The sequence below is a fragment of the Avibacterium avium genome, from assembly GCF_900454535.1.
GTDB classification, from domain to species: Bacteria; Pseudomonadota; Gammaproteobacteria; order Enterobacterales; family Pasteurellaceae; genus Avibacterium; species Avibacterium avium.
In genome coordinates, this window is record NZ_UGSP01000001.1 from 1,549,293 (window position 1) to 1,573,266 (window position 23,974).

Here is a 23,974-nt window from a genome sequence, read left to right on the forward strand (position 1 = left end):
TCTAGTGCGGTTGTTTTTTGTTAATTTTTGTTGTGAATAGGAAAAACTATGCCAGACCAAAAACCAAGCCAAAATGCTGAAATTGCCATTGTAATGGGGTCAAAAAGTGATTGGGCGACAATGCAGGAAGCCGCCCAAATTCTCACGGATCTCAATGTTCCCCATCATATTGAGATTGTTTCTGCTCACCGCACACCAGATAAATTATTCCAATTTGCTGAAAATGCCGAAAAAAATGGCTATAAAGTGATTATTGCAGGCGCAGGTGGCGCAGCACATTTACCGGGAATGATCGCCGCGAAAACCCTTGTTCCGGTGCTGGGTGTGCCAGTAAAAAGTTCAACCCTAAGTGGCGTGGATAGCCTTTATTCTATCGTGCAAATGCCAAAAGGCATTCCTGTGGGAACATTAGCCATTGGTGCGGCGGGTGCTGCTAATGCGGGATTACTCGCAGCTCAAATTTTAGCACGTTTTAACCCTGAATTGGCTGAGCGTTTACACCAATTCCGCCAAAATCAAACACAAATGGTGTTGGATAATCCTGATCCTAGATTGGAATAGCCTATTGCGATTCGTTTATCGGTTTGGTTTGAAAGTAATACGGCGTTAGCTCGCCGTATTATCGCAATGAAGCTAATTTTGCTCGCATTTATTTTCCCTCATTTAACATACGATACACATCACACCCAATTTGCTCCCCATTCTCACAAGCTTTGCCCGCCCACATTTTGGCAAGATTACGATCTTGTTTAACACCTTGCCCTAAGGCATACATTGTCCCCAACATTGCTTGAGCCTGTGCATTTCCCTGCTCTGCTGCCTTTTGATACCATTTAAATGCTTGGAAATAATCCTGTTTGACCCCTCGCCCAGTGCTATACATATTCCCCAAATTAAATTGAGCCGATGCATATCCCTGCTCTGCCACTTTTTGATACCATTTAAACGCTTGGAAATAATCTTGCTTTACTCCTTGTCCATTTTCATACATCACACCCAAATTCAATTGAGCCTGTGCCAATCCCTGCTCTGCGGCTTTTTGATACTATTTCACCGCTTGGAAATAATCCTGTTTTCCCCCTCGCCCAGTGCTATACATATTCCCCAAATTAAATTGAGCCTGTGCATCTCCCTGCTCTGCGGCTTTTTGATACCATTTCACCGCTTGGAAATAATCCTGTTTTCCCCCTCGCCCAGTGCTATACATATTCCCCAAATTAAATTGAGCCTGTGCATCTCCCTGCTCTGCGGCTTTTTGATACCATTTCACCGCTTGGAAATCATCCTGTTTTACCCCTTTTCCATTGTCATACATCACCCCCAAATTAAATTGAGCCTGTGCATCTCCCTGCTCTGCCGCTTTTTGATACCATTTCACCGCTTGGAAATAATCCTGTTTTACCCCTTTTCCATGGTCATACATATACCCCAAATTCAATTGAGCCTGTGCATCTCCCTGCTCTGCGGCTTTTTGATACCATTTCACCGCTTGGAAATCATCCTGTTTTACCCCTTCTCCCTTACGATACATCAAAGCTAAATTAAATTGAGCATCTGCATCTCCCTGCTCTGCCGCTTTTTGATACCATTTCACCGCTTGGAAATAATCCTGTTTTACCCCTTTTCCATGGTCATACATCACCCCCAAATTAGATTGAGCCTGTGCATATCCCTGCTCTGCCGCTTTTTGATACCATTTCACCGCTTGGAAATAATCTTGTTTTACCCCATATCCGTTGTAATACATCAGCCCCAAATTAAATTGAGCCTGTGCATCTCCCTGCTCGGCTAAAGGCTTCCATAATTGCAATGCGGTAGTAAAATCACCACGTTGAGCAGCCTCAACGCCTTGTTGAAGCTGTATTTCTTGTGCTGAATTTGCATACGCCATTTGCGTGGTGCTCAATACAGAAAGTGAAAAAAGAGCGGTGGTAAGTAACGTTTTTGTGAATTTCATTGTGTTTTCCTTATATAAAGCAATTTAAACCAACGATTGAAACGATAAGGCAAAGAGTTTTGTTCTCTTTTTACCCTTCAGTTAGGTGCGGAGGGATAAAATGTGAGTGCCTCAATAACGCTGAAACTCACTTTCTCCCCAACGCTGAAAAAGTTCTCGCTCAAGCTCGATGCCGAATTGGTCGCATAGGCGGTTAATGCTTTGGTTGATGATGTCATCAAGGCTTGCTGGGCGGTGGTAAAAGGCGGGCATTAGAGGCATTATGGTTGCCCCAATTTCTGCGGCTTGGGTCATTAAACGCAAATGTCCTAAATGTAACGGGGTTTCTCGCACACACAGGAAAAGCGGTTTGCGTTCTTTTAAGCACACATCAGCGGCACGGGTGATGAGATCATCGGTGTAGCTGTGGGCGATGCCCGATAAAGTTTTGATTGAACAAGGTAAAATCACCATTCCTAAAGTGCGGTATGATCCTGAAGAGATTGCCGCACCAATATCCCGCACGTCGTAGGTTTTATCCGCGAGGGCTTTCACCGCTTGAATGCTGTAATCCGTTTCTGCCGTGAGGGTTTGTTTGGCAGCATTGCTGATAATCAGGTGGGTTTCGATATTGGTTTGGGATCGCAAAACTTCAAGCAGGCGTATAGCATAAATCGCCCCAGAAGCCCCTGTGATCCCAATAATTAAACGTTGTTTTGTCATTAGCTCTCGTTGTGCATTTCAAGATTGGTTGCGTCTTTTTCACGCTTTTTCTTTGCACTATCATTGCGTAAATCCGCAATTTGGTCAAGATATTCGGCGGTAATATCGCCCGTAATATATTCGCCTGTAAACACAGAACAATCAAAACCTTTAATGGCTGGGTTCTCTTGTTGTACGGATTGGGTGAGTGCATCTAAATCTTGGAAAATCAATTTATCCACGCCGATGAGCTTCGCGATCTCGTCCACATCCCGTCCATAGGCGATCAGCTCGTGTTTGGTTGGCATATCAATGCCGTACACATTGGGATAGCGAATTTCAGGTGCGGCAGAGGCAAAATAAATTTTCTTCGCTCCCGCAGCCCGTGCCATATCCACAATTTGTTGCGAGGTTGTGCCACGCACAATGGAATCGTCCACTAACAGCACATTTTTCCCTTTAAACTCAGAAGAAATGGTGTTGAGTTTACGGCGTACCGCACTGGCTCGCTGGGTTTGCCCCGGCATAATGAAAGTGCGACCCACATAGCGATTTTTCACAAAACCTTGACGATAAGGTTTATTTAAAATGTGAGCAATGCGTAAGGCAATATCATTAGAAGTTTCAGGCACGGGGATCACCACATCAATGTCTAGATCTTGCCATTCACGGGCGATTTTTTCCCCTAGACGTTCCCCCATATGTACTCTTGCCCCATAGACAGAAACGCCGTCAATATAAGAATCTGGGCGGGCAAAATAAACATATTCAAAAATACAAGGGTTGAGCTTTGGATTGTCTGCACATTGCTGGGCATAAAGTTTGCCGTCAAAGGTGATATACACCGCTTCCCCCGGCTGAACATCACGCACAAATTCAAAGCCCACCACATCTAATGCCACGCTTTCTGAGGCAAACATATATTCTGTTTTGCCTTTTTCCTCACGTTTGCCTAGTACCAATGGGCGAATGCCATTCGGGTCGCGAAAAGCCACCATTCCGTGTCCGATAATCATTGCGATGCAAGCATAAGCCCCACGAATGTCATTATTCGTAGCTTTAATGGCGTGGAAAATATCTTCGGCGGAAAGGTGTTGGGTGTAAATGTGGTCGAGGTGGTAAGCGAGAATATTAAGTAGCACTTCAGAATCTGAATTGGTATTAACGTGCCTTCTCGCCCGTTCAAATAAGGTTTTCTTCAGCTGTTCCGAATTGGTTAAATTGCCATTATGCACTAAGGTTAAGCCATAAGGCGAATTGACATAAAAGGGCTGAGCCTCTGAAACGCTTGAACTTCCCGCTGTCGGATAACGAACGTGTCCAATCCCTGCATTGCCTTGCAAACGCAACATATGCACTTGTTGGAAAACATCGCTCACCAGCCCATTGGCTTTGCGTAAGCGAAAACGATTTTCATCGTCAATGGTTACAATTCCTGCGGCATCTTGCCCGCGATGTTGCAACACGGTTAAGCCATCATAAATAGCTTGGTTTACTGGACTTTGACCGATAATACCGACAATACCACACATTTCGTGTTATCCCCTATTGAGTTAATGTTGAGTTTAATAAACTAGAATTTTCCTGAATTTTTTGGAAGAACCATTCCACAATAAAACCAAAGTGCGGGATTAATTTTGACTCTTTCCATACATCACTTTGTGCAAAACCTGTAAAGGTATCAACAAAGAATAATAATGCTGCAACGATGAGGACACCTCGCAACAAACCGAAACAGCCACCTAATACGCGATCAGTACCTGATAAACCTGTTTTATCTACCAATTGGCTAACTAAATAATTCACAATCGCGCCAATAATTAAGGTGGCAATAAATAAAATGGCAATCGCCGCCCCATTACGCATATAGTTGGATTCAATTTGAGTAAGGAAACTGGCGACATAAGGATAAAAATGATTCGCCACTAAAAAGGCAACCACCCAACTGGCTAAAGACATCACCTCACGCACAAAACCACGCAGTAAGCTGACAATAATAGAAAAGGCAATAATTCCGATAATAATAAAATCTATATAGTTGTTCACAGAAATCATCTCTCAACAAAAAGGAGGATATTTATGACCGCACTATTCTAGCAAAAAACGAAAACGTTTGCGTAGCATTATTTGCAGTTTTTTATCCTAAGGGTTAAAAAGTGGCGTACTATATCACTCGCTCCAGGTAGGATCAACAAAGCACGCATTAAGAAAATTATAAGGATTGCCAAAAGTCTGCGGGCAGTTTTTGCTCGGCTTTTTTTAATACTGATGCCAAATCTTGATAAGTGGGATTATCTGGCACATTAACACCACTACCCGCTTTTTCCAATTGCTGACAAATTTGCGAAAATTGCACCGCACTTTGTGGCGGTAATGGCGTTTGTGCGCGTTTGCCAAGCCAATAAAGCCCTTGCAAAGGTAAACACAAGGAAAAAAGTGCGGTTAAAATGGTCGCGGCTAATGCCACCATATCCCCTTTGGCATAAATTTGTTGCCACACTAACGCAAACACCGCCAGAAATGGCATCAGTTTTTGCGAAAATTGGGTGGCTTTGATAACGCGGTTTTCGGGAAAAATCATACCTAATTTAGGGATTAACGGCCAAGTATTGAGATATTGTTGCCCTTGTTGAAGTGCGGTGAAAAATTTCATCTTTTTCCTTGTTTATACTGAGTTATGCTGATCGGTAATCAATTTGCTCATTATAGCTCATTCTTTTCCTTCCCTTCTTCTTTACTTTGAACTTTGATTTTATTTTTTATAAAAAAATTTTAATTTTTAATCATTTTTTTGATAAATGTCGCATTTTTTCCACCTTGAGAATTTATTTTATCTGTTGAAAGGTGTATCCTATATAAGTTTAACGGCTTTATAAATGTCGCTCCGTTTAGGCTATGTTAGACGGATTCCTTTTAACTTAATTAAAGATAGGTTACTTATGTCTCAAAAATTAGTTCTCGTACTTAACTGCGGTAGTTCATCACTTAAATTTTCTATTTTAGATCCTGTAACAGGTGAAGAAAAATTATCTGGTCTTGCAGAAGCTTTCCACCTGCCAGATGCGCGTATCAAATGGAAATTGCACGGTGAAAAAGGCAATGCGGAATTAGGTGCTGGTGCGGCACACAGTGAAGCCCTTGCATTTATTGTGAACAATATTTTCCCATTAGATCCATCATTAAAAGATGAGATTGTGGCAATTGGTCACCGTATTGTTCACGGTGGTGAGAAATTCACTTCTTCTGTAATCATCAATGATGAAGTTATTCAAGGGATTAAAGACGCGATCCAATTTGCGCCACTACACAACCCTGCGCACTTAATCGGTATTGAAGAAGCATTCAAAATGTTTCCGCACTTAAAAGATAAAAACGTGGCGGTGTTTGATACAGCATTCCATACCACAATGCCTGAAGAAGCGTTCTTATACGCTATTCCTTATTCTTTATATAAAGATCACGGTGTTCGCCGCTACGGTGCGCACGGTACAAGCCATTTCTATGTAAGCCAACAAGCAGCTGAGCGTTTAAACGTACCTGCGGATCAAGTAAATGTGATCACTTGTCACTTAGGTAACGGTGCATCAGTAGCTGCCGTTCGTCACGGTAAATGTATTGATACATCAATGGGCTTAACCCCATTAGAAGGCTTAGTGATGGGTACACGTTCTGGTGATTTAGACCCAGCAATCATTTTCTACCTACACGATAACCTAGGTATGAGCGTTGAAGAAATCAACACCTTATTAACCAAAAAATCAGGTTTATTAGGTTTAACAGAAGTAACCAGCGACTGTCGTTATGCAGAAGATAACTATGATGCAGAAGCCGCAGCAAAACGTGCTTTAGATGTATTCTGCTACCGTTTAGCGAAATATATCGGTTCATATATGGCGGTTATCGGTGAGCGTTTAGATGCTATCGTGTTTACGGGTGGTATTGGTGAAAACTCAGGACTTGTTCGTGAAAAAACCTTAGAGCATTTAAAACTCTTCGGCTATAAACTAGATAACGACAAAAACCTTGCAGCACGCTTTGGTAACGAAGGCGTGATCACCGCAGATAACACCCCTGTGGCAATGGTTATCCCAACAAACGAAGAATTAGTAATCGCACAAGATACTGCAAAACTTTGTAGCTAATTTTATAAACAGACTGCCGAATTATTCGGCAGTTTCTTTTTCATCATTTAACCTAAAGGTTTATTATGTCTCGCACAATTATTCTTATTCCTGTGAGTGCTGGCGTTGGTTTAACCAGTGTTAGCCTTGGTTTAATTCGTTCGCTTGAAGAAAAAGGCGCGAAAATTGGTTTTATGAAACCTATTTCACAACCAAATACTGGCGAAGATAAACTTGATCGCAGCACTTCTATCGTTCGTACTAGCACTTCTATTGAAACCGCTGAGCCATTTATGCTAAGCGTGGCGGAAAGCTTAATCGGACAAAATCAATCTGATGTTTTATTAGAGAAAATTGTTGAAAATCACCAACAATTAGCTAAAAACAATGAAATTATCATTGTTGAAGGCTTAATCCCAACGCGCAAACATAGCTATGCCAACAGCATTAACTATGAAATTGCCCAAGCGCTAGATGCAGAAATCATTTTGGTTGCTGCCCCTTCAACAGAAACGCCAGCGCAGCTGAAAGAGCGTGTAGAAGCCGCTGCTTCACAATTTGGTGGTAAAAATAACAAAAACTTACTGGGTGTGGTTATCAACAAATTCAACGCACCAATTGATGAATCTGGCCGTACTCGCCCTGATTTAAGTGAGATTTTTGACGCTTATCAACATAGCCATAGCAACGTGGCTGAAGTGTATAAATTATTTGAAAAAAGCCCAATCAAAGTACTTGCTTGTATCCCTTGGAATGCAGAACTTATCGCAACTCGTGTGATTGATTTGGTGAAACACTTAGGCGCAGCCATTATCAATGAGGGGGAAATCCAAACTCGCCGTATTCGTAGCATTACGTTCTGTGCAAGAAGCTTGCCAAATATGGTGGAACACTTCCGCAATGGTAGCTTGTTAGTTACTTCTGCAGATCGCCCTGATGTATTAGTTGCTGCGGCCCTTGCTGCAAGCAATGGCATTGAGTTAGGTGGCTTGCTTTTAACTGGCGGATACAAATTAGATAGCCAAATCAAAAAACTGTGCCAACCTGTTTTTGAAAGCACAGGATTGCCAATTTTCCGTATTGAGGGCAACACTTGGCAGACAGCTCTTGCATTACAAAGTTTCAACCTTGAAGTGCCAGTCGATGATAAAGAGCGTATTGAAAGCATTAAACAATACACTAGCCAACAATTTGATGCAGACTTTGTTAATTCAATTGTGGCTGAATCTTCTCGCCAACGCCGCTTATCACCACCAGCGTTCCGTTTCCAATTAACCGAATTAGCACGCCAAGCGAAAAAACGCATTGTGTTGCCTGAAGGGGACGAGCCGCGTACCATCAAAGCTGCTGCCCTTTGTGCAGAACGTGGTATTGCAGAATGTGTGCTTTTAGCTAACCCTGCTGACGTTCAACGTGTGGCAGAAGCGCAAGGCGTACAATTAGGCAAAGGTATCACCATTATTGATCCTGCAAGCGTGCGTGAAAACTATGTGGCCCGTTTAGTCGAATTGCGTAAAAACAAAGGTATGACCGAAGCGCTTGCCCGTGAGCAACTAGAAGACACCGTGGTACTTGGCACAATGATGTTAGAAGCCAACGAAGTTGATGGCTTGGTTTCAGGTGCGGTTCACACCACAGCGAACACCATTCGTCCGCCAATGCAAATTATCAAAACAGCACCGGGTAACTCCATTGTTTCTTCAATCTTCTTTATGTTATTGCCAGATCAAGTGCTTGTTTATGGTGACTGTGCGGTAAACCCAGATCCAACGGCAGAACAGCTTGCAGAAATCGCAATTCAATCAGCAGATTCTGCGAAAGCCTTTGGTATCGATCCAAAAGTGGCAATGATTTCCTACTCTACGGGTACATCAGGTAGCGGTGCGGACGTTGAAAAAGTGAAAGAAGCAACGCGCCTTGCGCAAGAAAAACGCCCAGATCTTATCATTGACGGTCCATTACAATATGATGCGGCAATTATGGAAGATGTGGCACGTTCTAAAGCGCCAAACTCACCAGTTGCGGGTAAAGCCACCGTATTCGTGTTCCCAGATCTGAATACAGGTAACACCACTTATAAAGCGGTACAACGCTCTGCGGATCTCGTTTCTATTGGGCCTATGCTACAAGGTATGCGTAAGCCTGTGAACGATCTTTCTCGCGGTGCATTAGTCGATGATATTGTGTACACCATTGCATTAACAGCAATCCAAGCAACGCAATAATCCAAGCTTTATCTGATAAAAATCTCCATTAATGTCAAACACATAATGGAGATTTTTTATTTATCCAATGCTCAAATAGCATTACTCACTTGGTAGCATAGCTTGCAACAACAAGGCTAACCCACTTTGCCGTTTGGTTGGCTTTTTCACTGCCGTTTTCCAGCTTTGCTCCGTGCTAAACACGGTGGCTCGGCTTTTGGCGCGAGTAATGCCGGTGTAAACCAACTCGCGGGATAAAATCGGGTTGGGTTCAGTGGGCAACACCATAAAAGCATGATCAAATTCAGAACCTTGCGATTTATGTACCGTCATCACAAAAGCGGGTTCGTGGCTTGGAATACGGCTGGCTAACTCCCGTTTGCCATTTTCAAAATAAAAATGTCCGCGTGCCTTTCCTTGTTCATCAAAATTCAATAAATACAACCCAACATCACCATTATACAAGCCCACGTTGCTGTCATTTTGCGTAATCATAATAGGCTTGCCGAGATAATGCTCACGCGCTTGATTAAATTGCACTAAGCCTTTTGCACGCAACCCCTCTGCAATGCCTTGATTGAGTTTTTCACTGCCCAACTCCCCTACGCGTAATGCGGTGAGATAACGCACTTTGTTAAATGCGGTGAAAATTTGCTGAATTTTTTCTGAATCTAACGGCTGATTTTGCGCCTTAATTTGCTGAATTAAGGTTAAAAAATCGGCGTAATTTTGCACCGCACTTTTCACAATCAGATTGGCACAATATTGCTGATACGCCACCGTATTCACGTCCATCTCTTGGGCAAATTGCATAAAATCCACTAAGGTTAAGGGTGAATTTGTTACAACATCACTTTTTGCCAAATCCCCTGCTTGCAACAGCTGCCAGCTTTCTTCGGCTTTGCCTTGATTAATCAGTTTCGCGAGCTGACCAATGGCGGAATGTTCATCAAAACGATGGCTTTGGGTTAAATGGCAAAGGTGATCGCGAATTGGATTTCCTTTCTCCACCGCTGGCAAATGTTGCCCTGTGGTTTGTTGTAAATAAGCCACAAAATCAGGGCTATATCCCTGCGCAATAAATTTGCCTAACTCTGCCAAAATTGCCCCTGCCTCCACGGAAGCAAGCTGATCTTTATCGCCTAACAAAATCAATTTAGTTTGCGGTTTTAAGGCTTGTAACAATTTCGCCATTAGGGATAAATCAATCATTGAAGATTCGTCCACCACCAACACATCAATGAGCAAAGGGTTTTGCTTATTATGACGTGGCATTTCTTCATAAAAACGCACGCCAAGTAAGCGGTGCAAGGTTTCAGGCTGGGTGGGAATAGCTGCAATTAAGGCTTCAGGCAAAGCTAGCTCTGCTTGCAAGCGAGCTAAGGAATTGTCCATACTCTCTTTTAACCGCGCGGTGGCTTTGCCAGTGGGCGCAACCAGTTTGATGCGTAAACCTTGCTGATACAACTCCTGCAAAGCAAGTAACAAGCGTGTTACGGTGGTGGTTTTGCCCGTTCCCGGCCCACCACTGATTAAGGTGAAAGGCTGCTTCAGCGCCATTGCCACCGCAATTTCTTGCCAGTTAATTTGCGTTGGTTGTGGTGAAGCTGGAAAATATTTTTGCAAAATGGTCGCAATAGCTTGCGGATCAAAAGTGCGGTCAAAAATTCCTAAATTTTGCACCGCACTTTGTTTGGTACTTTGCTGCTTTATTCCGTGTTCGGCACGTTTAATAGCATTGGCAAAATATTCCGCCACGCGATATTCATCTTGCCAAATGCGATAAAAATACAAAGCGTTAAACTGGAATACCAAAGGTGAAACCTTGCTTTTCGGATCAGTGGTAAACGCAATATGATCCTGCAATTCCGCAATCCATTGGCTGGCTGGCAGAAAGCCAATTTGTTCATTAATACGGTTTGCGTATTCTCGTTCGCTGTAAGGCAACAAATTCTGTAGCAGATTTTCTTCAAGCAACAAACAGCTATGCCCTTGCGAATAAGAATAGTTGCACAACGCCGCCAATAAAATTGCTAAATTTTGTTGGCGTAAGGAATAGGATTTGCCTTGTTGTTTTTCAGCAATCAGCCGTGCAAAATGGTAATCAGCCTCGCTAAACACGCCTTTTTCTTTCAGTTCTTTAATTAGCCCAAGCATTAAAACAATTCCTCCAAGGCTTGAATTAGCCGCCAATCTGGTTTATCAAAATAAATGCCATTTTGATCTTGCCCATTCATTCCACGCAAGAACGTGTAAATCACGCCACCAAAATCTCGCTCATATTGATAATCTGGATCGCGGCTTTGTAAATAACGGTGCAACGCCAAGGTGTAAAGCAAATATTGCCAGTCATAGAAACCGTTTTTCATCACTTCAGGCAACTGCGCAGGCTGATAATTTTCCAGTTGATGACCAAGTAAATTTGATTTGTAATCTAACACATAATATTTGCCTTGATGACGAAACACGAGATCGATAAAGCCGCGCAACATTCCTTGCAAGCGCTCAAAAATCAGATTTTGCGAAGAATGTGGGTGATAATCTTGCAAAGCTCGGTTAAACGCCGTGGCGTCAAAGGCTTTATTGAGTTTCAAATAAAATTGCATTTCTTTTAAGCAATCTTGTTGCTGAATTTGGGCAAGGGTTAGGCTTTCCCCTGCCAATAATGGGCTGTGATAAATGGCATTAAACCATTGTTGCAAGGTGGAAATCCACTGCTCATCAAGTTGTAACAGCTGGCATAATTTGGCAAGGTTTTGCTCATCAAGGGCGGATTGTGCGGTATTTTTTTCTAAATATCGGTGCAAAATCGTCCCCACGCGCACGCCGCTTGGCAAATCAAAAGGGCTATAGCCTTGCGGATAAGTATTTTCATTTTCTTGTGCTGGCGTATTTTCTTCGCTTAAATTTGCTGTTGGCGGCAGGTTGAAATCGTAATCCTTACCTTGATCAAAAACTGACGAAATTTGCCCCGCACTTTCATTTTCTGCCTGTAATTTTAATTTATTACGCTGATGCTTATGCACCATATCGGTGAAGCTGGTTACCCCCCAATGATATTCAATATTGCCGTTAAATATAGCTGGGCTAAAGATTTTATCTTGAGAAACTGAAACCAAAGGCGCGCTTGCTTCAAGATCTTCGATGCTGCGAATGGCAACATTCTGCTCACCCACTTTTTGCTGTAAGGCTTGCAATAATGAGTGGGTATCATAGGCTTCGGAGAATGTTATCTTTTCGCCAATCGCCCCTTGGCTTAAAGCATAAAGCAAACCATTCCATTTTTTCTCAAAGGATTGCGGCAGACAACACGCCACTTGGTATTTAGCGCGGGTGAGCGCCACATAAAGCAGCCGCATTTCTTCTGCCAAATTTTCTTTTAAAACTTGCGCCGACTGCTGCTTTTCCATATCCCACAACACTTGATCTTGTTCTGCGGCGTAATAGGTGGTGATGGTACCTTTGACGCCTTTCGCAGGGGAGGCAATAAAGGGCAGCCACACCAAATCGTAAGCCAAGCCTTTTGATTTATGAATCGTCACGATTTTCACTAAATCTCGTTCGCTTTCTAAACGAATGCTTTCTTGCATTCGATCTGTGCCTTGAATTTGTTTTTCAAACCAACGCAATAAGGCGGCTTCGCTTTCATTTAAGCGGCTGGCTTGCTGCAACAGCTCTGCCAAGTGCAAGAAGTCGGTTAAAATACGCTCCCCTTGGCTACGAGTAAGCAAGCGTTGGGTGAGTGGATTTTCTTCATTTAACAATAATTGGTGCAACATCACCAAAATGCCTTTTTGTTGCCAGGTTTTTTGATAGGCAAAAAAGGCTTCCACCCAGTGTTCCCACAGATTTTCATCTTGCTTGATTTGATAAATTTCCGCACTGGTTAAGCCAAATAATCGGGTGGCAATGGCGTTGAGAATGTGGCGTTCATTCAATGGGTTTAAACAAGCCTGCAAAATTAACGCCAATTCCTGCGCGGTTTCACTGTCAAACACATTGCTTTTATCCGACAAATACACCGAAGCAATGCCTAAATTTTGCAAGGCAGTTTTAACGCTCAGTGCTTCTTTCCAGCTGCGTACCAGCACGGCGATATTTTTGGCTTGCAATAGCTCATCACCAAATTTTGCTTGATTTTGCACCGCACTTTTTAACCATTGTTGAATGGAAATGGCGCAGGTTTCGGCAAATTGCTCTTGATTATACGCATCGCCTAAATAGCAACTTAAAGCTGGCTCATCTTGTCCGTTAAGGTTAAAGTGCGGTAGATTTTTCCCTGCTTTTACAGGCTCAAACTGAATTTCATCAAATAAAAATGGCGCTGGCTGTTCAAAATCAAAAATCCCATTAACACATTGAATTAATGCGGCGGTGGAACGCCAGTTTTCTTTCAGTGTAAAACGCTGATTGGCTTGCTGTGAAGCCTTAAAATAAGTAAAAATATCTGCGCCACGGAATTGATAAATAGACTGCTTCGGATCGCCAATCATAATAAAGCCTGAGGCTGTAGACTGCGATTGTTGTGGCGGATTTTCGATATAAATTTTAGAAAAAATTTGATATTGCTGAGCGTCCGTATCCTGAAATTCGTCAATCATTGCAAAGGGATATTGATTGCGAATCAACGAGGCTAATTCTTGCCCATTCTCACCACATAAGCCCTCTCGCACCAAACGCAACAAATCATTAAAACCTTTTTGCGTGTGATGTTTTTTGTAATCAAACAATTTTTGTCGAATGGTGCGAATGGAATGGTAAAGCACAATGGGCAACGTGAGGGAAATGCCTTCCGACTGTTCAATCAGTTTTTCCGCTTGGCTGAATAAAGGGTGTTGCAAAGGCTCAAAATCTGCTTTGGTTTTGGCTGCAATATCTTTTTCCGTAAAATAAATGAGAATATCAGGTAAGCTATAATTATCAGGATCTTCCGCCCACAATCGCATTTTCTCAAAGCGCCCTAGCATATAATCTGCACGGTAATTTTTAATTTGCGCTTTATTCTTTGCTAGAAATTCTGCGAGTTCTTGCTCATTCGCCAACCATTCTTGCTTAAATTCTTCAATCGCCTGATAGCGAGCCAATAAATGTTGTTGGAAAAATTCATCAAGAGAAAGCTCAAGTAGGCTTGGATCAGAAAGTGCCACATCAAAGGCTTCTTTATCTAAATAATCCTTAATTTTTTTCAGTAATTCCTGTGGCGATTTTAAGTTTTCATAAACCCATTTCGCCACGATGACAGGCTGATGATAAAAGGTTTCACGCCAAAATTCATTGGTTAAGCGTGCGAGCAAATCACTTTCATCAGTAACCAACTCTAAATTAAAATGCACGCCCGAATTAAAGGCATATTGCATTAGCATACGGCGACAAAAACTGTGGATCGTGTAAATCGCAGCGGTATCCATACTCTGTTCTGCCCAGTTAAGGCGTTGAATCGCCAAAGGAATATCCGGCAAACTTTGTACAAGCTCGCCAAGCAAGGGATCGCCACCTTGGCTAAACACATCTAAATCCTGCGTGGCTTGATATTGCAAAAGCAGCTGTTTGCTATGGTAAATCCTTGCACGAATACGCTCGCGCAGTTCTTGCGTTGCCATATCGGTAAAGGTAACCACCAAAATTTTATCCACGGGCAACGGCTGGTCAAAGCAATTTTCGCCCGCTTGTAGCAATAAACGAATATACAATGAAGCCATTGTGTAAGTTTTACCCGTTCCCGCGGACGCTTCGATCAGGCTAACGCCCTGCAACGGCATTGTGGCTGGATTGAGAGTTTGCGTTTTTGTCGTCATCATAAATTAAAAATTCAGTACCTTATCTGCTTCCATTGTCCAATCTGCAAGCTCAATTAATGTGCCAATTTCTACCCCATCAGCAAGTGGTGCATTGTGAATGCCGCGCGCATTGGCACAAGTTTTGCATAATTTAATGGTCGCCCCTTGTGCAGTGAGAATTTCGATCATTTGTTGTAAATGATAGCCCTCCGCTGGCTGCTGCTGAGCTAAACCGCCCACCACGGCATCAGACATAAAAAATAAGCGTAATTGCACCGCACTTTTATGTTGTTCTTGTAACTGCAAGGCAAGGCGTAACGCGCTGAAAAAATGTTCATCGCCATAAGGGGAAGAATGCACAATAAATAAGATGTTTTGCATAAGGAACTCCTATGAAAATTGTAGATACAAAAAAGTGGGCAAATCGCCCACTTAGTTTATCAAATTTGTTTTAGCCAACCCAAACGAATTTGGCAATAAAGAGTAAGGAAACCACCCAAACTGGTGCATTGACTTCTTTCCAGCGTCCTGTGCAAACTTTCATCACACAGTAGCTAATAAAGCCAAAGGCAATACCTTCCGTAATGGAATAAGTGAACGGCATCATTGCTGCGGTGATAAAGGCAGGTGTGGCTTCAGTTAAGTCTTCCCATTGAACACGAATTAAGCTTGAGGCCATTAGAATCCCCACGTAAACCAAAGCGCCAGCGGTGGCATAAGGTGGAACAACGCTCGCTAATGGCGAGAAGAAAATGGTTAATAAGAACAGCACGCCAACTACAACGGCGGTCATTCCTGTACGCCCACCAACGGAAACCCCAGCACCACTTTCAATATAGGTACTGATCGCGGAAGTACCGAGATAAGATCCCGCCACCGCACTTACGCTGTCCACATACAAGGCTTGTTTCATTTTCGGGAAGCGGCCTTGTTCATCGCTAATCCCTGCTTTATCAGTTACGCCAAGCAATGTGCCTGAAGAATCGAATAAATTGACGAGCAAGAAAGAGAAGATAATGCCGAGCAAGGCGGTATCTAATGCGCCGACAATATCCACTTTGCCCACCACTGGCTCAAGGCTTGGTGGCATTGAAATGATCCCGTGAAACACAACGCTATCATCAAATAATAAGGCTAAAGTTGTAACTACTGCGATAGAGATCAATACGCCAGAATAAATATTGCGTGCCGCTAGCACAACAATAATAAAGAAGCCCAAAATCCCCATTAACACTTGCGGATTGTGTAGCTCACCTAATGCCACTAAAGTTGCTGGGTTTGCCACCACTAGGCCCATATTTTTAAAGCCGATCAGGGAGATAAAAAAGCCAATCCCCGCCCCGATGCCGACACGTAAACTCAGCGGAATAGACGCCATTAACCAATAGCGAATTTGGAACAGCGTTAGCACGAATAAGCCAACCGATCCCCAAAAGATCGCCCCCATTCCCACTTCCCAAGAATAGCCCAATTTTCCCACCACCACATAGGCGAAAAAGGCGTTCAGCCCCATTGCGGGGGCGAGTGCAATAGGTAAATTGCTGAATAAGCCCATTGCAATCGTGCCGAAAGCGGCGATTAAACAGGTGGTAACAAACACCACTTGTTTATCCATTCCCGCATCACCTAACACGGACGGATTAACAAAAACGATATAAACCATCGTAAAAAAGGTGGTAATCCCTGCGATAATTTCTGTTTTTGCTGTGGTATTTTTTTGATTTAATTTAAAAAGTTTTTGTAGAAAAGACTGATTTTCCATTTTTTAATCCAGATTAGTTGATAAAAAAGATGAAAAACGCAACTTAAAGAAGGGTGTTTTTCCTGCCAATTCTAGCAGAAAGCAAACGATTTCGCGATAGGTTTTTTAGCAAAAAAAATTGCACGATAAAACCAATTTTAGTCTTAATATCACAATAGAATTATAAAATTTCTATAAAAATCACCGCACTTTCTTGTAGAATAGAATGCAATTCTTGATTGAAAAAGGACAATTTATGTTAAGCATTGAACAAGCTTTGAATGAAATGTTGGCACAGCTTCCTGCGCCGCAACAAACGGAAACTTTGCCGCTTTCGCAAGCCAGCCAGCGCATTTGTGCGGCGGATATTATCTCTCCGATTAATGTGCCATCTTTTGATAATTCTGCGATGGACGGCTACGCGGTGCGTCTTGCAGATCTTGCCCAATCACGCACACTCAGCGTGGCTGGCAAAGCTTTTGCAGGCAATCCTTTTAATGGCGAATGGTTGCCACAAAGTGCGGTGCGAATTATGACTGGTGCGATGATCCCAGCTGGCGCAGACGCAGTGGTGATGCAAGAAAATGTGCAACTTAACGAAGACGGCACAGTTACTTTCAACGAAATGCCAAAATTAGGGCAAAATATTCGCCGAGCCGGTGAAGATGTAAAGCAAGGGGACGTGGTGCTAAAAATGGGTGAAAAACTCACCGCACTTTCCTTGCCATTGCTTGCTTCCTTAGGTATTGCGGAAGTGCCTGTATTTCCGCGTTTGAAAGTGGCGATTTTATCCACTGGCGATGAATTAGTTCCTGTTGGCGAGCCATTGAGCAGCGGTAAAATTTACGATACCAATCGCTTTACCGTGAAATTATTACTGGAAAAATTGCCCTGCGAAATTTTAGACTTCGGCATTCTGCCTGATGATGAAGCGCTATTTGAAAAAGCCTTTTTGCAAGCGCAAGAACAGGCGGATTTAGTGATCACCAGCGGTGGCGTGTCAGTGGGTGAAGCGGATTTCACCAAGACGATTTTAGAAAAACTGGGGGCGGTTAATTTCTGGAAAATTGCGATGAAACCGGGGAAACCTTTCGCGTTTGGTAAATTAGAAAAGGCGTGGTTCTGCGGCTTGCCGGGCAACCCTGTGTCCGCCTTGGTTACCTTTTATCAATTAGTGCAGCCTGCCATTGCCAAGCTCAGTGGTTACAGCCAATGGCAAGCGCCACAACAGCTTAAGGCAATCGCAAGTGAAAATCTGAAAAAAGGCGTGGGTCGCAAAGATTTCCAACGCGGTTTTTATTGGGTCAATGCGCAAGGACAACTTGAAGTGAAAGCCGTGGGTTTCCAAGGTTCTCATCTCTTTAGTGCTTTCATTGAAAGCAACTGCTTTATTGTATTAGAAGCAGAACGTGGCAACGTGCAAGCGGGTGAAATGGTGACCATTGAACCTTTCAATGAATTATTGGGTTAATAAATTATTAGGCTGATTATGATCGAACTCACTGCTGAAGAAGAACTGCGTTACAATCGCCAAATTGTGCTGAAAGCCATTGATTTTGACGGACAAGAAACGCTGAAAGACAGCACAATGCTGATAATGGGCTTGGGCGGTTTAGGCTGTGCGGCGAGCCAATATTTAGCCGTGGCAGGCGTTGGCAAATTGATTTTAGTGGATTTTGATACCGTTTCTTTGTCTAACTTACAGCGCCAAGTGTTGCACGATGATAGCCGTCTGGCAATGCCCAAAGTGGAATCCGCCCTGCTCAGTTTACAGCGTTTAAATCCGCACGTTGAGCTGGAAACCATCAATCAACAATTAGATGATGATGCCCTACTCGCATTATTGCAAGGCGTTGATGTGGTGCTAGATTGTACCGATAATGTGGAAACACGCAATCAGCTAGATCGTTGTTGTGAGCAAAACAAAACGCCACTGGTTTCTGGTGCGGCAATCCGTATGGAAGGACAAATTTCCGTGTTCACTTATGAAGAAAACACGCCCACTTACCGCCAACTTAGCCAGCTTTTCGGCAATGCGCCATTAAGCTGTGTGGAAACAGGCGTGCTTGCGCCAATGGTGGGTATTGTCGGCTCAATGCAAGCCCTTGAGGCGATCAAAGTGCGGTTGAAAATCGGTGAGAATTTATGTGGACGATTATTGCTCATTGATGGCTTCACAATGAAGATTCGGGAAATTAAAATCCCCGTTTAGCCTAAATTAGCGAAACAAAGCGGCATTGATTGCCGCTTATTTTTTCTTTTTTCTGTTATTTTTTCTCTATCGCTTCGTTTGTTCGAGCTTAGACGATTTCTTAAGATGAACGAGCTAAAATTAACACGCGCGTGAAAAGCTGTTTAAACAAACGCGGAATGGACGCAACCCCACGCTGTTTTATCTCATTGGATAACGCCACCGCAAGATCGGGCTTTGATGTGCGTTGTATAGCACGTTGAATGATGCGATGAGCTAAATATTTCTGTGAATGATCTTGCCAGCGCGCCAATCGAATAAAGGTTTGTTCAAAACCAGCATAATAGAAAAAATGCTCAATGTCTTTTTTCGGCAAATAAGTAAGCCGCATTGCTGGCGGTTCCTTATCATTGAGCAGACTTTTCGCCGTTGCAGAATATTTTTTGCCTGCTTCATCGCCATCAGTCAGCACATACCACTCAATCCCCATCGCTTTGGCATAATGAATCAAAGGGCGCAAGCCACACTGGGCAAATTCCACGATCCTGATGCCTTCCATCGCAAGATCAATACCAAGCAATTCTGCCAATTCAGTTAAAATCCAAACTTCCGTTTCGCCCTCCACCAACAGCCACATTCGAGAAAATAATGCAAGGCTACGATTATGCCGAATATGAAAACTCAAACGGCGTAATTCTTCTTTATTTAATTGATGTGCAAGCTGAAAGGCTTGGGTACGCTCTGCATTTCTCACTAAACGGCAAATGGACTGCAAAGGGATTTGTGAAAGCAATTCGACGGAATTCGTGGTGGTGATACGTTGGATCGGCAAATAACTGACCAACTCCCAAATAATCGCCACCATTCTTGGGTGCAGGCGGGCATCGGGATCTTCAAATAAAATAATCGGCCGCAAGCTGTGAAAATCGCGTAATTCATCGGCAGAAACAAATAATTGGGTTAATTGTTGCAATAAAATATGGCGTAATGAATGATGCTGCTTTTCACGCAATTTTAGGCAAAGGGATTTCACATCGTTCCAAAGTGCGGTGGTATCTTGCATTAATTCTGCTGCCATCGCACGATTGAGAAAATAATGTTGCAGCAAGTGCAGTGTGGATTGAATTTCACGATTGACTTTCGGATCATCTAACAAGGGTAACGCTGAAAAATGTTGGTGCTTGGCTGATGAATTCAACCTTGCATCACGAAAACGGTAAACAGGGTGCTGCGCAATTAACGCCATTGCCATTTGTTCAGGATTTTCCAGCTTAAGTACATTCCCTTCGCCATCTAAAAAATGATAGGTGGTGAGAATCTCTGCCCCTTGCATTTCCCCTGTAATCTGAAAATTAATTTTGGCGTAGGGTTCATCATCAAAAATAGCCAATTGGTTATAAGGAAAATGCGTTAAGGATTTAGCTTCACGATGAACACTAAAGGTAAAGAAAAGGGTGATTTCTTTCGCCGTAAAGGCATTATTTTCGTCCTGATAAAAATCCGTTGCTTGGAATTGATAAAGGCGTTTCTCATCATTAAAAATTAAGCTCAACGCCGCCAATAAACTGGATTTCCCCCACGCATTTTCACCAATCAACACCATATTCGGTTGCAAGGTAAATGAGAGACGGTTTATGCCACGAAATCCTACAATATCTAATTGACGCAAATACATCACCGCTCCTTCTATCCTTGGTTTACTTGGTATTTTCAGTTCACTTGCGTAAAATAGCACAATAATTTCATCATTTTAAGGAAAAAACTGTGTTTGAAGGGTTACTTATCGTCCTTGGCCCAATGTGTTTGGGGTATTTTTTTAAGACAAAAAACACCGCACTTTTGCAGCGTATAAATCAAATTGTAATGCTGTTGCTCTATGTGATTTTATTCATTATGGGCGTATCTTTAGGGCATTTGGACGATCTTGCCAACACCTTACCGTTAATTGGTATTTCTGCTTTCACTTTTGCTTTAATCATTCAAGGCTGCAATATTCTCGGCTTAATACTGTATGACAAACTACGCCCACAGCCACTTAAACATTTAGGCAAAGATTTACCTTCGCGCGGGAGATTATTATTAGACAGCGCCAAGCTTTGCTCAATGGTGTTGATCGGTTTTGTGGTGGGAATTTTGACCAAAGAATGGCTTGCTTTCCCTTTTAGTACAAGCACTTATGCCTTAGTACTGTTGATCTTTTTTGTCGGCATTCAGCTGCGTAATAACGGCATTGCGTTGCGTGAAGTCATCTTCAATAAGCGTGGGCTTTATACAGGCCTGGTTTTTATTCTCACTTCATTGTTAGGTGGGATTATTTCCGCTTATGTACTGGATTTACCCGTTACACAAGGCCTAGCCATTGCTTCGGGCTTTGGTTGGTATTCCCTTTCCAGCGTGGTAATTAATGATGCTTGGGGGCCTGTTTTTGGTAGCATTGCATTTTTTAATGATCTTTCGCGGGAAATTGTCAGCTTGTTCATTATTCCCTTTTTTATGTTTAATTATCGCTCTACCGCCGTTGGAATGGCAGGTGCCACTGCATTAGATTGCACCTTACCGATTATTCAACGTTCTGGTGGCATTGAAGTTGTGCCACTGGCCATTAGTTTTGGCTTTGTAACCAATATCGTACCGCCTATTTTACTGGTATTTTTCTCGAGCATTCCCCTTGCTTAAAAGTTCACTTTCAGCCTGTATATTGTGATACAGGCTGAAAAAATTCACCAAATTTCCACCGCACTTTATTTTTTACCATTTGGCAATAAGAACGATTCTCTCAAACAGAATAATTATTATTAAAATTCTCTTTAAAAATTAATAACTTACAAATATTTTTAGTTGCAAAAAAGAAAAAACTGGTTAAACTATGCCCACTATATTTTATTGACCATTAAGGAAAGGAGTGGCTATGTTACAAGACGCGATTATTAAAAAACTAAACGAACAAATTAATTTGGAATTTTATTCTTCCAATGTGTATCTACAAATGAGTGCTTGGTGCTCAGCAAACGGCTATGAAGGTGCCGCAGCCTTTTTGCTTCGCCACGCCGATGAAGAAATGATGCATATGCAAAAATTATTCACCTATGTGAATGAAACCACAGGTATGCCATTATTAGGCAAAATTGAAGCGCCAAAAAATGATTACAAATCCTTGAAAGAAGTGTTTGAAATCACCCTTGAACACGAAAAATTCGTTACCGCAAAAATCAATGAATTGGTAGAAGTTACCTTTGAACACAAAGACTACTCTACCTTCAATTTCTTGCAATGGTATGTGGCAGAACAACACGAAGAAGAAAAATTGTTCAGCAGCATTATTGATAAATTCAACTTAGTGGGCGAGGACGGACGTTCCCTTTACTACATTGACCGCGATTTAGCCACATTAGAATAATCAGAATAAAGGAGAGAAAAATGTTATCAAACAACGTAATTAAATTATTAAACGATCAAATGAATTTGGAATTTTATTCCTCAAACTTATATTTACAAATGAGCGCTTGGTGCGAACAGCAAGGTTTTGAAGGAGCGGCACAATTTTTATCTGCCCACGCTGCAGAAGAAATGCAACATATGCGTAAATTGTTTACCTATTTAACTGAAACAGGCGCCTTGCCAATCATTAGCGAAATTGAAGCGCCGCCGCACGAATTTAGCTCATTAAAACAAGTGATTGAAACCACTTACCAACACGAAAAGCTGATCACCAGCAAAATCAATGAATTAGTCGGCAAAACCTTTGAAGAAAAAGACTTCTCTGCCTTCAATTTCTTACAATGGTATGTAGCAGAACAGCACGAAGAAGAAAAATTATTCAGCGGCATTTTAGATAAACTGAATCTTCTTGGCGATGACGGCAAAGGATTATTCTTAGTGGATAAAGACCTTGCAAAACTTGCTGTGAATCACGGTTAGTTGTTTAGCCTATCTTCATTCTAATTTTATTTAGAAAGCGCTCATCTTAACGTGTTTATTAAATACAAAAAAATGATGAGTGCTTTTTTATTTATATCGAGAGTAAGACATAAAAAATCTGCCTTTTAATCAGTAAGATATACTCTAACTGTTAAAGGCAGATATTATCCTTTCCTAAAACCCAATAAAATTATTGCGTTACATTACGGCGTGCTAGTACGGCATCGGATAGAGCTTGTAGTACGGCTTCAGAATCTTCCCAGCCGATGCAGGCATCAGTGATACTTTGTCCGTAAACTAATTCCTTGCCTTCTACTAGATCTTGTCTGCCTTCCACTAAATGACTTTCGATCATTACGCCGAAGATTTGGTTTGAGCCTTGTGCAATTTGCTGACAAACATCTGCACAAACTTCTAATTGTTTTTTGAATTGCTTATTGCTGTTTGCGTGGCTGAAATCCACCATAACGTGCGGAATTCGACCGCTCTTTTCGATGCTTTCGCAAACTTCATTAACATCTTTTTCGCTGTAATTTGGCCCGTTGTCGCCGCCGCGCAAAATAATGTGGCAATCTGCATTTCCTTTAGTGGAAACGATCGCAGAATGGCCAAATTTAGTTACAGAAAGGAAATAATGCGGTGCTTCTGCTGCGCCAATGGCATCTAAGGCAATGCGCACACCACCATTGGTAGCATTTTTAAAGCCTACGGCACAAGATAAACCTGAAGCTAATTCGCGGTGAACTTGCGATTCTGTGGTTCTTGCCCCAATTGCTCCCCAGCTCATAAAATCTGCCACATATTGTGGTGTGATCATATCCAAAAATTCGCCTGCGGTTGGCACTTCTAAATTATTAATATCTAACAATAATTTGCGTGCGATGCGTAAACCATCATTGAGCGCATAGCTATTGTTTAGGTAAGGATCATTGATTAACCCTTTCCAACCTACCGTTGTACGCGGTTTTTCAAAATAAACACGCATAATAATTTCTAGGCTGTCTTGATATTTCTCACGCATTGCTTTGATGCGTTGTGCATATTCCAAAGCCGATTTTGGATCGTGAATGGAGCAAGGCCCAATCACGACAAGTAAACGATCATCTTTGCGATGAATGATATTGTGCGCTTGTTGGCGAGCTTTTTTTACGGTGTTGATCGCCACTTCGCTTGCTGGATATTTTTCAATTAACGCAATGGGTGGTAGCACCTGCTCTACTTTGCCAATTCGGGTGTCATCGTTAGCAATATAAATGTCATTTTTGCTTTTTGTCATACATCACTCTCTTACATCTTAGTTTGTATTTTATAGTTACTTGCTTATCCGCATTGCGAATACTTCATTGTGTGTCAATGTAACACGCATTTTTGTACTAGTAAACTA

General features: G+C 42.3%; 19 protein-coding genes and 1 pseudogene. 8 read left to right on the top strand and 12 right to left on the bottom strand.

The annotated features are described in order from the left end of the window. Positions 1-48: 48 nt before the first annotated feature. The gene (purE, locus tag DYC50_RS07615) at positions 49-561 is read left to right on the top strand and encodes a 5-(carboxyamino)imidazole ribonucleotide mutase (protein WP_115249672.1); all 513 of its coding nucleotides are present in this window, start codon (positions 49-51) and stop codon (positions 559-561) included. 88 nt (positions 562-649) lie between these two features. Here purE and DYC50_RS10750 read toward each other — a convergent pair whose 3' ends face one another. The 6 genes and pseudogenes from DYC50_RS10750 to yfbV form a co-directional block, all read right to left on the bottom strand. After that, positions 650-928, bottom strand: coding sequence for a tetratricopeptide repeat protein (locus DYC50_RS10750; RefSeq protein ID WP_425451084.1), 279 nt, complete (start codon positions 926-928; stop codon positions 650-652). Continuing rightward, positions 923-1,957, bottom strand: a pseudogene (locus DYC50_RS07625) (SEL1-like repeat protein); the annotation flags it as partial. The gene DYC50_RS10750 and the pseudogene DYC50_RS07625, both read right to left, overlap by 6 nt. 111 nt (positions 1,958-2,068) lie before the next feature. Next, positions 2,069-2,659 (bottom strand): UbiX family flavin prenyltransferase, encoded by a 591-nt coding sequence (locus DYC50_RS07630; protein ID WP_115249675.1) that lies wholly within the window; start codon positions 2,657-2,659, stop codon positions 2,069-2,071. Beyond that, the gene (purF, locus tag DYC50_RS07635; protein WP_115249676.1) at positions 2,659-4,170 is read right to left on the bottom strand and encodes an amidophosphoribosyltransferase; all 1,512 of its coding nucleotides are present in this window, start codon (positions 4,168-4,170) and stop codon (positions 2,659-2,661) included. Before purF ends, DYC50_RS07630 begins: the two co-directional genes overlap by 1 nt. A 13-nt stretch (positions 4,171-4,183) precedes the next feature. Then, the gene (locus DYC50_RS07640; RefSeq protein WP_115249677.1) at positions 4,184-4,693 is read right to left on the bottom strand and encodes a CvpA family protein; all 510 of its coding nucleotides are present in this window, start codon (positions 4,691-4,693) and stop codon (positions 4,184-4,186) included. A gap of 157 nt (positions 4,694-4,850) precedes the next feature. Beyond that, entirely contained in the window at positions 4,851-5,291 is a 441-nt protein-coding gene (gene yfbV / locus DYC50_RS07645) for a terminus macrodomain insulation protein YfbV (RefSeq protein WP_115249678.1), read from the bottom strand. A 286-nt stretch (positions 5,292-5,577) separates the two neighbouring features. On the opposite strand from yfbV, the gene DYC50_RS07650 reads away from it, so the two are divergent. Then, positions 5,578-6,780 carry an acetate kinase gene (locus tag DYC50_RS07650; protein WP_103852890.1) on the top strand — a complete coding sequence of 401 codons (1,203 nt, stop codon included), beginning with the start codon at positions 5,578-5,580 and terminating at the stop codon, positions 6,778-6,780. Positions 6,781-6,845: 65 nt separating this feature from the next. Continuing rightward, positions 6,846-8,984: a phosphate acetyltransferase gene (pta, locus tag DYC50_RS07655; protein ID WP_103852891.1), complete on the top strand. Its 2,139-nt coding sequence runs from the start codon at positions 6,846-6,848 to the stop codon at positions 8,982-8,984. A gap of 81 nt (positions 8,985-9,065) precedes the next feature. Here pta and recD read toward each other — a convergent pair whose 3' ends face one another. From recD to DYC50_RS07675, 4 genes are all read right to left on the bottom strand, one after another. Continuing rightward, positions 9,066-11,120 carry an exodeoxyribonuclease V subunit alpha gene (recD, locus tag DYC50_RS07660; protein WP_115249679.1) on the bottom strand — a complete coding sequence of 685 codons (2,055 nt, stop codon included), beginning with the start codon at positions 11,118-11,120 and terminating at the stop codon, positions 9,066-9,068. Beyond that, positions 11,120-14,758, bottom strand: a complete 3,639-nt coding sequence (gene recB, locus DYC50_RS07665; RefSeq protein WP_115249680.1) for an exodeoxyribonuclease V subunit beta — start codon at positions 14,756-14,758, stop codon at positions 11,120-11,122. The genes recD and recB overlap by 1 nt, the downstream gene beginning before the upstream one ends. 6 nt (positions 14,759-14,764) lie before the next feature. Further along, on the bottom strand, positions 14,765-15,121 hold the full coding sequence (locus DYC50_RS07670; RefSeq protein WP_115249681.1) for a DsrE/DsrF/TusD sulfur relay family protein: 357 nt from the start codon (positions 15,119-15,121) through the stop codon (positions 14,765-14,767). 70 nt (positions 15,122-15,191) lie between these two features. Further along, positions 15,192-16,502: an NCS2 family permease gene (locus tag DYC50_RS07675; protein ID WP_115249682.1), complete on the bottom strand. Its 1,311-nt coding sequence runs from the start codon at positions 16,500-16,502 to the stop codon at positions 15,192-15,194. 235 nt (positions 16,503-16,737) lie between these two features. On the opposite strand from DYC50_RS07675, the gene moeA reads away from it, so the two are divergent. Beyond that, complete coding sequence (gene moeA, locus DYC50_RS07680; RefSeq protein WP_115250185.1) at positions 16,738-17,952, top strand: molybdopterin molybdotransferase MoeA; 1,215 nt, start codon at positions 16,738-16,740, stop codon at positions 17,950-17,952. Positions 17,953-17,970: 18 nt separating this feature from the next. Beyond that, positions 17,971-18,693: a molybdopterin-synthase adenylyltransferase MoeB gene (gene moeB, locus DYC50_RS07685; RefSeq protein WP_115249683.1), complete on the top strand. Its 723-nt coding sequence runs from the start codon at positions 17,971-17,973 to the stop codon at positions 18,691-18,693. A 100-nt stretch (positions 18,694-18,793) separates the two neighbouring features. Here moeB and DYC50_RS07690 read toward each other — a convergent pair whose 3' ends face one another. After that, positions 18,794-20,347, bottom strand: a complete 1,554-nt coding sequence (locus DYC50_RS07690; protein WP_115249684.1) for a DUF2813 domain-containing protein — start codon at positions 20,345-20,347, stop codon at positions 18,794-18,796. Positions 20,348-20,436: 89 nt separating this feature from the next. On the opposite strand from DYC50_RS07690, the gene DYC50_RS07695 reads away from it, so the two are divergent. From DYC50_RS07695 to ftnA (DYC50_RS07705), 3 genes are all read left to right on the top strand, one after another. After that, positions 20,437-21,348, top strand: a complete 912-nt coding sequence (locus DYC50_RS07695) for a LysO family transporter (RefSeq protein ID WP_115249685.1) — start codon at positions 20,437-20,439, stop codon at positions 21,346-21,348. A 232-nt stretch (positions 21,349-21,580) separates the two neighbouring features. Beyond that, positions 21,581-22,069: a non-heme ferritin gene (gene ftnA / locus DYC50_RS07700; protein WP_115249686.1), complete on the top strand. Its 489-nt coding sequence runs from the start codon at positions 21,581-21,583 to the stop codon at positions 22,067-22,069. A gap of 20 nt (positions 22,070-22,089) precedes the next feature. After that, positions 22,090-22,590, top strand: coding sequence for a non-heme ferritin (gene ftnA, locus DYC50_RS07705; RefSeq protein WP_103852497.1), 501 nt, complete (start codon positions 22,090-22,092; stop codon positions 22,588-22,590). 190 nt (positions 22,591-22,780) lie between these two features. Here ftnA (DYC50_RS07705) and aroG read toward each other — a convergent pair whose 3' ends face one another. Beyond that, positions 22,781-23,866, bottom strand: a complete 1,086-nt coding sequence (aroG, locus tag DYC50_RS07710) for a 3-deoxy-7-phosphoheptulonate synthase AroG (protein WP_115249687.1) — start codon at positions 23,864-23,866, stop codon at positions 22,781-22,783. Positions 23,867-23,974: the final 108 nt, after the last annotated feature.